General features: G+C 39.4%; 13 protein-coding genes. 8 read left to right on the top strand and 5 right to left on the bottom strand.

What is annotated here, in order from left to right; translation table 11 throughout:
- Positions 1-7: 7 nt before the first annotated feature.
- The 4 genes from OGM16_14555 to OGM16_14540 form a co-directional block, all read right to left on the bottom strand.
- Entirely contained in the window at positions 8-700 is a 693-nt protein-coding gene (locus OGM16_14555; GenBank protein UYJ46008.1) for a metallophosphatase family protein, read from the bottom strand.
- Positions 701-907: 207 nt separating this feature from the next.
- Complete coding sequence (locus OGM16_14550) at positions 908-1225, bottom strand: TfoX/Sxy family protein (protein ID UYJ46007.1); 318 nt, start codon at positions 1223-1225, stop codon at positions 908-910.
- A gap of 57 nt (positions 1226-1282) precedes the next feature.
- Positions 1283-2164, bottom strand: coding sequence for a PD-(D/E)XK nuclease family transposase (locus OGM16_14545; GenBank protein ID UYJ46006.1), 882 nt, complete (start codon positions 2162-2164; stop codon positions 1283-1285).
- 251 nt (positions 2165-2415) lie between these two features.
- A complete protein-coding gene (locus tag OGM16_14540) occupies positions 2416-3597 on the bottom strand; it encodes a transposase (protein UYJ46005.1) in 1182 nt (393 codons plus the stop codon).
- Between the two features lie 572 nt (positions 3598-4169).
- Between OGM16_14540 and OGM16_14535 the strand changes: the two genes are divergently transcribed.
- The 4 genes from OGM16_14535 to OGM16_14520 all read left to right on the top strand — a co-directional run bounded on the left by OGM16_14535 (position 4170) and on the right by OGM16_14520 (position 7857).
- Positions 4170-4352 (top strand): hypothetical protein, encoded by a 183-nt coding sequence (locus OGM16_14535; protein ID UYJ46004.1) that lies wholly within the window; start codon positions 4170-4172, stop codon positions 4350-4352.
- Positions 4352-6040: a transposase gene (locus tag OGM16_14530; GenBank protein ID UYJ46003.1), complete on the top strand. Its 1689-nt coding sequence runs from the start codon at positions 4352-4354 to the stop codon at positions 6038-6040. Before OGM16_14535 ends, OGM16_14530 begins: the two co-directional genes overlap by 1 nt.
- A 182-nt stretch (positions 6041-6222) precedes the next feature.
- Entirely contained in the window at positions 6223-6768 is a 546-nt protein-coding gene (locus OGM16_14525; GenBank protein ID UYJ46002.1) for a hypothetical protein, read from the top strand.
- Positions 6769-6987: 219 nt separating this feature from the next.
- Positions 6988-7857 carry a hypothetical protein gene (locus OGM16_14520; GenBank protein ID UYJ46001.1) on the top strand — a complete coding sequence of 290 codons (870 nt, stop codon included), beginning with the start codon at positions 6988-6990 and terminating at the stop codon, positions 7855-7857.
- A gap of 128 nt (positions 7858-7985) precedes the next feature.
- Here the strand turns inward: OGM16_14520 and OGM16_14515 are convergent, their stop codons facing one another.
- Positions 7986-8165, bottom strand: a complete 180-nt coding sequence (locus OGM16_14515) for a hypothetical protein (GenBank protein ID UYJ46000.1) — start codon at positions 8163-8165, stop codon at positions 7986-7988.
- 186 nt (positions 8166-8351) lie between these two features.
- Here OGM16_14515 and OGM16_14510 point away from each other — a divergent pair, with 186 nt between their 5' ends.
- The 4 genes from OGM16_14510 to OGM16_14495 all read left to right on the top strand — a co-directional run bounded on the left by OGM16_14510 (position 8352) and on the right by OGM16_14495 (position 12013).
- Complete coding sequence (locus tag OGM16_14510; GenBank protein UYJ45999.1) at positions 8352-8846, top strand: helix-turn-helix domain-containing protein; 495 nt, start codon at positions 8352-8354, stop codon at positions 8844-8846.
- A 231-nt stretch (positions 8847-9077) separates the two neighbouring features.
- Positions 9078-9308, top strand: coding sequence for a TM2 domain-containing protein (locus tag OGM16_14505; protein ID UYJ45998.1), 231 nt, complete (start codon positions 9078-9080; stop codon positions 9306-9308).
- 65 nt (positions 9309-9373) lie between these two features.
- Positions 9374-10111 carry a Fic family protein gene (locus OGM16_14500; protein ID UYJ45997.1) on the top strand — a complete coding sequence of 246 codons (738 nt, stop codon included), beginning with the start codon at positions 9374-9376 and terminating at the stop codon, positions 10109-10111.
- Between the two features lie 543 nt (positions 10112-10654).
- Complete coding sequence (locus OGM16_14495) at positions 10655-12013, top strand: tyrosine-type recombinase/integrase (protein UYJ45996.1); 1359 nt, start codon at positions 10655-10657, stop codon at positions 12011-12013.
- Positions 12014-12103: the final 90 nt, after the last annotated feature.

The raw sequence follows: 12103 nt of genomic DNA, 5'->3' as shown, positions 1-12103 counted from the left end.
TACCTCCTTAAAATAGCCGTACATCATGAAAAAGAAATTCCATCTTATCAATGCGTTTATTAATATGCCAGTGTCCGCAATACCACTTCTTATAATCCAGTTTATCTTCTATCAGATCCAGCCACTCTTCTGTTATTGTATCTATTGTGCTCTGATCAATTCCATGGATCATTGCTTCAAGCGGACGATATTTATAGGGGCAGGTATGAGAAAAGACGGCATCTACTTTCCAATTTACTCTGTCAAGCTGTTCTTCTGCAAATTTCTTAATTTCAGCAGATGACTGTTCATTTGGAAACCACTGATAATCATGAGCAAGCCTGTAATACTTATCTACGGAATATGCACCGCCAAGTACAATTACTTTCTTGCCATCCAGATCATAAATTTCGCCATCTTTTGCGAAGATCAGATTGGGAAATTCCGGTTGCCACCAGACTTTTCCACCATGCCAGTTTATGAGTTCATAACATCCTGCATCTTCCGGCCGCATCTCATGATTTCCATGAATACAGAAAATCTCTGACCCAAGTACATTGGCTTTCTTTTTCCTTTTATGATCTTTCCAGCCACCAAAATAATTCAAGGCCACATCGCCAAGGATAACGATGATATCACTTTTCTTTAACTCCATTGCACAACCCCACTGCTGCAACTCAAAAAAATCACCATGCACATCACCTGTAATATAAATGCTCATATCTTATCACCCCTTCTCTTATTCATTATACGTCAGGTAAAGCAAAACCTCATTCAACTGCCGGTTGAATTATGAATTTATGGCAACATCTTTATTTTGTATATAAATACGAAAAGAGGCTGCATTGTTTTAAAGCAACCTCCCTTTGATCAGTTTTATAATCATTTATTCTGTTTATATTGTTTATTTCGTCAAACTTGAATCTACCTATTTCTTTTTCGACTTAGGAACTGGCAATTCCGCGTACATTGCATTAAAAAGCCCAGCCAGAAATTCTTTGCTGTCAACCTCTTCTACCAACAGCATTTCTTTTGCTCCATCATATGGTAATTCATAAGTTACTGTTGGCATGTAAGAAATTGCAGATTTTATGGGTTTTACAAGTAATCTGTCATCATATATGCCTCCGATAATTTTGCTCCGATAATATATGATGTATTCTCCCATCATAGCACGATAATTAATCTCTTCTAAATCCGATAACTGTTCTAATACAAATTGTAAATATTCTTGACTTGATGCCATAAGTTTATCCCTTCAACTACCAACTTTGAAAGGCAGATTTCTTTATTACAATTTTATCTATACATTCCCGTCAATCCATTCCCGAACTGTATCAACATTGATTTTAACTGCTTGTGCAATCTTATCAACAGATAAGCCCATTTCAGCAAGGGAAAGGGCGGTTTCTTTAGCTTTCTTCAGTTCGCCTTTTTCAATGCCAAGCTTTTCGCCCTTCGCAATACCAAGTTTTTCACCGTTTTCAATTCCTTCACTATAAATCTGTTCCATTTCACGGCACATGAATTCCACCCCTTTCTGTGTTTCTTTTAATTCGTATACTCTATCAGCTAAAATCTTACTATGCATATCTCCTGCATTCTTACAATGCAGATCATGCATCAGTCGTCCTAATTCAGTGTCGTCCTGTTTCTTAGAATTTACATAAATAATATGGGTCTCATCCTTAAAATTCTCACTGACTTCTTCAATCGTTCTATGTATATGATAAATTGGAAGTCCATAACCCAGTGCGTCATCTCTGGTAATAAAAATAACATAGCTTTCAGGGAGCTCATCAAAATCCTGCCCCGGATTCAATGTATTCATATCCATTAAGCCGCTATGATATCTCGCCCGCTTTGGAGATGCACCTTCATTATCCTGCTGGATTTCCACATCCATCTGTTTTCCATCAGCATCTCTGACAACACAATCCAATATAGCTGAACGTCCCTGTAAGTTTTTATAATCTTTCTGCAAAACCTGATCGATGATCCGCAGATTCTTTTTTCCCATGATCACCTGCAAAACATATTCTGTGCATTCCCGCTTTTTGAATACATTCCGCATAAACACATCGCTCATGATAGTGAGGTCTTTTAAGATACTCTTATATCTTTTATAGCGGGCTTCCAACGCTTCTGTTTTCACAATTTCTTCTTTCGTCACTATAACCTCCATTCTTCGTCGATGTCAAGCTGGATTTAAAAATGCATCCTATCCCAATTTCATCTTATCATCAAAATCCATTTTTCTCAAGGTTAGATAATTTAATGCAGGGATTTCGCTTTTAGCACTGTATATTTATAAATAGTGCCCCTCTCACGCTTATTTTCTCTTTTGCTTCCTGAATAGCTGAATGCGCACAACGTCCCCCCTTAGTTAAATTTAGCTCATTTCAAAGCGCCTGTTTTTATTTTCCCACTGACAGACTATCCGCCCTTTTCATACAAGATACTTTTTACTTTTTCCAATAATAGCTCATCACAAAACTTCCGGTTCACACTTTTTCGGCTGATTCCACTTTCTTTAAATCTTTGAATACGGCGATACAGGTATAATTCTCTCATGTTGAAGCCGATGATCATCAGATCAAATATTACTTCTGTTGCTGCATGGCAATAGCAATGTTTTGCGTGATAATACGTTTTCAACTGGTGGAATCCATTCTCTTCTATATCCCATCTTCGGTTCATCATCTCCCATAAAACCCGAGGTTCCCCTTGATCCAGAGTCGTTACCAGCCACATCCGGCGTTCGTTTTCTTTCCAGCTTTCATGATATCGGATCACACGAAGCTTATGGGGACTATTATCTATCTCAAATCCTGAAAGATCCCAGACTTCTATATTCTTTTTTCCACAGGTAAACGACCTTTTTTTCCCCTCATCCCGCTTAAACAGGCTTTCCGCATCCTGAAACAGTTCCCTTCGTTCATCTTTTAGTCGGATCACCGCATCCAGTCCGCACTCTTTTATCGTATTGATAAATGGGGCATTCAGATACAGCGCATCTGCTACGATCACATCTGCGAAATGTCCGTGTCTTTCCTTCAGACGTCTGATCAGCTTTTTTCCTCCTGTCAGTTCTCCTTCATCTTTTTCCGCTCCGTCCCTCGGTTTTAACATTTCCTGGCCCAGGATTACATGTGGCGTTTTTCCTACTGTCATACAGACCACGCTCCGGTGGAAATATTCTGTTTCACCTGCACGGTTTTTCCGGCTAAGGCAGTCCGAACAGGACTTTTTTGTGCTGTTGAACAATTCCACTCCATCGATACCGGCTACAACATATCCACCTATAGTCCCTTCCCGAAATACACGGTTGCTTTTTATGATATCGATCGTCTGGTCGTGGATCTCACGGATCTCATCTGGATCTATCTGGGTAAGAAGGTCACGGACCGCATCAATTTTAGGTATTTTTCCATGTATGCAGTTTTTCAATCGTTTTCCCATACTTTCAGGCGCAGAAAAAACTGTATGAAAACTCTCATACTGCAGCATCAGAAAGAGCAGTGCCGGCATGACGATATTAAATAATGGGATCGTTCTTCTTTTTCTTTTGTCCGATAACCCCTTGATTTTCTCCGGGATTTTATATACACTTTTCATATAAGTTAGCAGCTTCTTTAATGCTAATTTTTCATTAAGGACACCTTCTTTCGTGTTGTTTTGTGGGTAACATAATTATACAATAAAAGGTGTCCTTTTTGATTGCTTATGCAGAAAAAACAGTAACTTTTTATTCAATATGAGAATTCCCCGTTCTGCCAGATGGATCCCTTGCAAAACGGGGAACTTTTTATCTTAAAAGCGAAATCCCTGAATTTAATGTTTGAAAATAATTTCACATTATGTTACTATACACGGGTAGTTCATTTTCATTGTGGAAAGTGACGAAAATCATTTTTCTTTTTCATCAAAACTATTTTAGCCGGAAGAAATTCTGCGGATATCGCTTCCGGCTACATGTTTTATTGCTTAAGTTATCAACAGTATCTATAAATTCTCTTTTGAGGCGTGTTGAATTCATCGATTTTTGTGGATGGTTTCTCCACGCCAGCTTCTTATCTGACCATTTTTTTAGAGTTATTCACATGAAAAAATGACGAATGATCATCTCCTGCAAATTCGCATAAATTCAGATCTTCTGCTATAATCATTCCATGAAAAGAGGGATGAGCATGAATGACATATCTGTAAAAATCGAGCAGTTACTGAAACTTCAAAAGGGTGTCTGCGAACAGTACGAAAAAGAAAATAAAGAACTTTTAAAAACAATTAAAGCCCAGGAAGAACAGATCCGTCTTCTGAAACAGTTGATTGAAAACCAGGATAAAATCATTAAAGCATTGGAGCAATCATAATGGGAAAGCCGTTTGAATATATTGGAGCGTTGCAGTGTGAAAACCGAATATTGAGAAAAAAAGTAGCCGATCATGAGTCAGGAGAACGATTCCAACAGATTCAAATGGAACATCAAAAAGTACTTGATGAGTACCGACGACAGATAAAACGTCTGAAACAAACGATTGAAAATCTTCGCAAAGATGTAAGAAAAGCCTGGAAATGGTGCGAAGAGGCATATGAAGATGCACTTAAGGAACTGAATGCACAGATGAAAGATCTGGAGCATGCATTAAAAACGGCTAAAAGAATGCGCTTTGCCGCAGAACAACGCCGTGATCAGGCATTGTCTGAGGTCGCTGGACTGCGCCGTGAAAACAGTGAGCTAAAGGATCAGCTGGAAAAAACAGAGGGACAGAATAAGAAACTTCTGGCACAGTTGAACCGTGATTATGAAAATTCCTCCATTCCGTCATCACAATCAAGAAACCGTCGAAAAATATCCAACAATCGTGAACGCACTGGAAGAAAACCCGGAGCGCAGCCAGGGCACGCCCATCATGGAAGGAAAAAGCAGGAAGCAACTCAGACTGTACATCTGCCTGCGCCCAAAATTGTGGCAGAGGATCCGGATTTCAAAAAAACAAAGAAGATCATAACCAAACAGCTTGTTTCCATTGAAATGATTCTTCATGTAACGGAATATCAGGCAGATGTATATCGTAACTCCAAGACGGGAGAAAAAGTCCATGCAGCTTTTCCCGCAGGAGTGGTTGATGATGTGAACTATGATGGCAGCATCAAGTCACTTTTATTTCTGTTAAATACAGACTGTGCAGTTTCCATTGATAAAAGCCAGCGCTTTCTCTCTGATTTGACAGGTGGAAAGCTGAAAATTTCCAGAGGAATGATCAATAAACTCTGCCGTGAGTTTTCTTCCAAAACAGAAACAGAACGGAAAAAAATCTTTGCAGACCTGCTGTCCTGCCCGGTTCTGCATACAGACTGTACAAATGCCCGCGTAAACGGAGAAAGCGCCTATGTATTTGTCTGCGCATCTTCAGATGAGGAAAAGGTACTTTACTTTGCCCGTGAGAAAAAGGGGCATGAAGGCGTAAAGGGAACTGTAACAGAAGATTTCCGGGGGATTCTGGTACACGATCATGAAATTACTTTTTACCGTTATGGAAGCGCTCATCAGGAATGCCTTGCGCATGTAGAACGGTATCTGAAAGACAGCATGGAAAATGAGTCATCCCTTACCTGGAACCGGCGAATGAGAGAACTGCTCCAACGAATGATACATTACCGGAAAGAACATACCGGTGAAGCATCGTTAGACGCTCAAACAGTAGCTGGCTTTGAGACAGAGTATCAGGAAATCCTGGACAAAGCCAAAGAAGAATACAAACGTAATGAGCCAAGCCCGTATTACCGCGAAGGCTACAACTTATATCGCCGGATGCAGGAATATAAAACAGAGCATCTTCTTTTCCTGCATGACATGAGGGTGCCAACCACAAACAATACCGCAGAACGCTGTTTGAGAGATTATAAACGAAAACAGACTTTTGCAATGACATTTCGAAGCCTTGAAAGTATCGAAGAATTATGTCATAGCAAGGGTGTGCTGCTTGAAGTACGAAAAAACAACCCCAACATTTATACCGCTGTCATGGAAATCTTTAACAGAAGATATGGAGCCTGATTTGTGCATCAGACTCCCTTATTTTAATTGACCGAGTGGTTGTACACAAGTCTGCCCGTGTATAGTAACCCACTGAGCATTTTCTCACCCCTTTTCTGTCTGTTTACTTTTCCTTTTTCCCGTCTTATACTGTACTTACAGGCCCCCGCCAGGGCTAAGTACTAAAGAAAGGAGAATAGCTTATGGCTCTATATTCCAAAGTAAATAAATTAATAGAACAACTTTCACACCTTCACAAAAAAGAAGTCCTTATTTTGCTTTTTCTAACCGTATACGCACACGGAATTATTCATTCCTTGCATTGCCTCTTTGAGATTAAAAAGTCCTTGTTTTTATTGAATAGGTATATATACGCAGAGTCAGCAAACACCAAAAATCTTAAAAAAGTTTTGTCCTATTACCCCATTATTGTTAAATACAGTTATCAAAAAGAAAGCATGAAACGTAGCAATCCAGATTATGTAAATTATGAAATTGCAAAACAGCATTACTCTGACCTATTAAACAATTGGGATTTTTTTGTATACGATTACAAAAAAGCGTTTAATCCTTTAGTTGCATTAAAGGCTACCTTTTCTATTCCAAGCTCTTTCTTAAACTGGATTGGATTTTATCCTAGAAGAATCAATCTTAATTTTTTCAATTTAACTTTTTGGTTCATTAATCTTTATTCCAATGAAATTAAGTCTTTTATAAATCTTCTAATTCAAAAGCTGATTTACACATAAATAGACAAGGCAATATATACTGGCCTCTTCATATCTGGACATGCTCCCACCTGATAAAAATACAAATACCTGGGAGCATGCCAGCGCAATAATGCAGCTTATTATGTTTTTCTTCATCTCTTCTCACCCCTTTTTCTATCTGTTTACATTTTTATCTTCCCGTCCTATACTGTACTTACAAGCCCCCGCCAGGGCTGAGTACATACAAAGGAGTTTTCTATGAAACAATCTGTTGACTTGTCTTCTGCGCTGGAACGTCTCATTGCCCAAATAAAACAGATCACAACACTTTATGAATCAGCTTTCCAGCCTGATACACTAAACGCGGCATTAAGTCAAATGGCTGCATCACTTAAAGAGGCATCTGCCCTTTATTCGGAATCATATTGCACTCAATTTTCCGAACTCATTCAAAGTTCTATTGTTTCCATGCGTAAAAATGATTTTTCTTTTATTGCTAAATCATTAGATACACAATCCCTCAATAATATTAATGACGTATTAATCTATCAATTAGAGTCATTAATAGATGCTATCAACGCAATTCATGTTGTCGATAATTACGTAGAAATTCCCAAACAGCTTATCCCTGAGAATTTCGATTATGACGAAGAAGTAAATCCCCCCATTCAGAATAAATCACTAATTAAGTTGCCATCTGAAAAAGCATTAAGCATAATCAGTTTGCTCATAACAATAGTTATTGCATGCATTTCATACTACCAAAGCTTATCTCCAGCAGCTTGGCAAGAAAAATACCACCAAGAAGAAATGGAAAATGATGCTACGATTATTCAGCAAAATGAAGAAATGCTTAAAATTCAGCAAAAACAATACGAAGCTATCGCAAAAGAGCTTGAGTTACTAGGGGCTATTTATGATCAATTAAAATCTAATTCAAACGATCCCCCAACTTCCTGTTACATTCCTCCAGAAGTTGATTTTCCTCTTCAAGAAGCTGGCTCATTGCCTCATTGTATTGAATCTCATTATCCAAATGATCACTCAGATGATCTCCCAACTGAATCACAGCTTTCCACAGCTCCTCATTCGCCTGACGGATCTGAACTGCTGTTAAAATCTGACTGACTATTAATGAAATAAGAATCCATGTTTTCCAGACTGGGAAATGTGGGTTCTTTTCTTCTTTGTCACTGGCTTGAATGTCTTTGTGTACAGCAGGCATTTCTTCTCACCCCTTTCTTATGCTCTAGTGCTTACGCACTCTTCTGGGCCAACTGTTTTCCGAAACGTACTCCCTCCAGGAATGTGAGGAAGTCTTCCTTTTCTTTTTGTTCCAGCTCAGACACAAAGGCCATTGCCTCTGCTGCTTCTGGCTCATACTCCATTGCTACTAATGCTATTAAGCTTTCTGTTGTTTTTTTTCTTTCTGCCATAATGGTTGCTCTCCTTTCATCATTATTTTTTAATACAAGTAATTTGTTTTTAAATACCATTCACTTGTTTTATATTTTGATATTATACCAGTTACTTGTATTTGTCAACAGTTTTATTGTTATTCCTATTGACTTTTATACAAGTGACTGGTATATTTGTTTTATCAGCAGAAAAGAGGTGAAATAATGACAATAAATGATCGAATAAAATATTTTCGCAAAGAGATTAAGGGAATAAATCAGAAAGAGTTCGCTAAAGTTCTAGGTGTAACGCAATCTGGAGTTAGTTATATGGAGCAAAAAGGCTCTACTGTAGCTGATAGTAGCATCAAAGCTATATGTTCTGTATTCGATGTAAATGAAGAATGGCTACGAAATGGCACAGAACCAATGTTCGCCCAGCCTACAACCTTTAGCTTGGACGACTTTGCAAAGGCCAAAGGTGCTACACCACTGGAGCTGAAGATCATGAAAACATATTTTGAACTGGATCCAGACATCAGAAAAGCAGCAATGGATTTTTTCAAAAAGCAGCTACTGTCTGCTGTAGCTGCTGATCCTGGATTATTAATCCCGGACGATCAGGACGATCTTGAAAAGCTTAATCCACCTGCTGAGGCCGGAAACGGTACCAGGAAGGAAACTTCTCAAAAGGCGCCCAGCCTTCCGGAGCTGGGTTAACGGATATAGTAGAGTTTTGTCAGATTGTGGTTAAAAAGTAGGTTATAGTAGATAGTACGGGTTTTCCGGTAACATATCGCAAACACTCTGCAGTCTGCATAGCTTATGTACTTTTTGATCATCAAGCCTCACACCTTTCTGCTGTTCTGGAAAGACTGGACGCATTCGTTTATTATATCCTTTGTGTATATTGGTTTGGAAATATTTGGAAATAAGAAAAGGGGAATAATTATGAGTAATTTTGTTACAAATACTAGCCATAAATCTAGAAAAACTGCATTGCTTCTATGTATTTTTGGCGGTTTATTGGGATTTCATTATTTTTATGTCGGACGTTTTTGGAAAGGGGTTCTTTTCTTCTGTACTTTTGTTTTTTTTACTTTGGGTTGGATGCATGATATCAGCAAAATTCTTCATGGCAGATTCCGCGATCAGTACGGATACCCCCTTATTGAGTGGTAAAATAAAAACCATTTTGGTGATGTCAACAAAATGGTTACACTAAAATCAACTAGAAAGGAGCTATCATGACAACAACAGAATTTATTCAGTTCCTTATGGAACGTTTTCATATAGAATGGAAGCGCCGTGACCGCTCTGGAGTCTATGGCCTCACCCAGCGATTACTTGCTTATAACTCCAACAAGATTGAAGGCAGCACGCTGACGGAAGAACAGACTGCTTCCCTTTTTGATACCGGCACGCTTCCAAAATCAGATGATTATTACCGGGCAAAAGATGTAGAGGAAATGAACGGGCACTTCTTAATGTTCAATAAGATGCTTGAAACAATCGATCAACCTCTCAGCCAGGAACTGATCAAGCAGTTCCATTATGAACTAAAAAGCGGTGTCTTTGAAGATCGCGCTAACGGATATGCAATTGGTGACTACAAGAAACGTCCGAACATTGTCGGTATGTATGAAACGGTACTTCCAAGTAAAGTCCCAGAAGAAATGGAAAAGCTGATCTCCTGGTATGCTTCCCAGGAAGTCACTCTTGAAATTCTAGCCGAATTTCATGTTCGCTATGAAAGCATTCATCCCTTCCAGGACGGAAATGGACGCACTGGCCGGATGATTCTCTTTAGGGAATGTCTGCGCCATAATATTTCCCCATTGATCATTGAGGATGCTCATCGTCCCAAATATCTGGAAGCGTTAAAAGAATACCGTGAAAGCGAATCTGTAGCAAAAATGTGTTCCCTATTCCGTCTGGAACAGGATTATTATTGGAACAGGTGTCAGTATTTTATGTCTGAATAAGTTCAAAAATTAAAGATCTGTCCATTACCATTGCAGATCTATTGAAATAAACAGAACCTGTAAGAATTACTTGCAAATTCAACTTTTGGAAACGATATTACCTGATTTACACTTACTTTTATACGCCTTGACAAGATCATATTTTTTGCTTTACAATACGGATATGATTGAATCGTGAGCACTCACGCTACGGTGAATTAAAGAAGGTGTTATCAGGCAACTGATAGCATCTTTTTTCTTTTTCACCCGTCATAAATATTTGACAAGACTTTTTCATATGCTATAATGTTGATATTAGCAAATGACTGCTGGGCGGTCGCTGAAAGAGTCTTGGAAATATATTCCAGGGCTTTTTTTGTTATAGATAATAAAGACCTGGAAACACAAAAAAACCGCCCGGTATTGGCGTACCGAACGGCTTTACATAGATTTTCTCTTGCCAGATACTCTGGAAAGATATAACCTACACTCCAAGTCAGATTATACCATTTCAGGAGCATCTCGGCAAGAGGTGTATTTTTTATACTCTTTAGGAGGTATACTATGGCATCTATCAGAAAAAAAGGGACTGGGTACGAGATCCGGATCACAGACGGTTATGACAGCACAGGAAAGCAGATCACCATTAGCCGTATGTTTAAACCGAAAGAAACCTGGTCAGAGAAAAAAGCACTCAGTGAAGCGCGTAAGTTTGCTGACAGTCTGGAAAACCGTATGAAAAACGGTGAAAATCTGGATTCTGATAAGCTTACCCTGGAAAAGATCAGCCGTCTTTTCCTAGTGGATATGCAGCCGCCGGAACTGGCCCGTACTACTTATGCCTCGTACCGCAATATTCTTAACCAGCGCCTGATCCCCTATCTTGGATCTATAAAGCTTTCACGGATCAACGGCCACACAGCCAATGAATATGCCCGCCTGATCCGTGATCCCAAAGTCCGCAGGGATAACCGCCCCGGACCTTTGTCTGAAACAACGATCCATAAGGACCTGGCTGTATTAAGCGCTGTACTCTCCTATGCTGTGTCAGAAGGTTATCTTTCTATCAATCCTCTGATCTATGCCAGAAAACGCTCAAACCGCCGTAAAACGGTCAAAGAATATTCGGTGAAGTATTTTACCATTGAACAGGCAAAATGGTTCCTGTGGGCTCTGGACAATCCAATTGACATAAAGCATAAAGCCCATACCCGGAAGCTAAAGAACGGAACAACTTACACCGTCCTTGAATATACGCAAAGCTGGCAGCTTCCCTTGAAATGGCGCTTCTGTTTTCAGCTTTTTCTTTTTACAGGAGACCGACGGGGTGAGAATCTGGCACTTACCTGGAATGATCTGGATTTTGAAAAATGCACGGTCAATGTTTGTAAGGCCTCTGCCCACGTAGACGGTGAGACTTACATGAAAGAAACCAAAACGGGATCCACACGTACCGTGGTCGTTCCACGCTTTGTTATGGATGTAGCTGCCCAGTACCTGACAGAGCAAAAAAAGCAATGCCTGATCCTGGGCGACCGCTGGCAGGGATACCGGGGGAAGGAATTTAAAAAGAATTTTGTTTTTATTCAGGAAAACGGAAAACAAATGGACCTTGGAAGCCCACGCCATGAATTCAAACGATTGATCCGGATCTTCAATGAAAACGTAGCACAGTCTGAAGATGAGAAGCTTCCGGAAAGTGTTACACTCCATGATCTGAGACATACCGCTGCATCCATCCTGATCAGCAGCAACATGGATCCCCGGTCTGTAGCCGGTGTCCTTGGACATGCAGATCCCAGTACCACTCTCAATATATATGCTTATTTCTTTAAGAAAAAAAGCCAGGAAGCGGCTGACATTATGGAGTCCGTTCTTGGGAAAAATCAAGATAATGGGAAAATAATGGGATTTAGCCAGTAAAAAGAGATTTTCGCAAACCTCTTTTTATTTTGTGCAAAAGAAAAACCCTTTTAAATACACAATGTCATTAACTTAAAAGCAGAAGATATT

This window comes from Lachnospiraceae bacterium (assembly GCA_025758065.1).
Taxonomy (GTDB): domain Bacteria; phylum Bacillota; class Clostridia; order Lachnospirales; family Lachnospiraceae; genus Enterocloster.
This window is presented reverse-complemented; position numbering and strand designations above follow the sequence as displayed.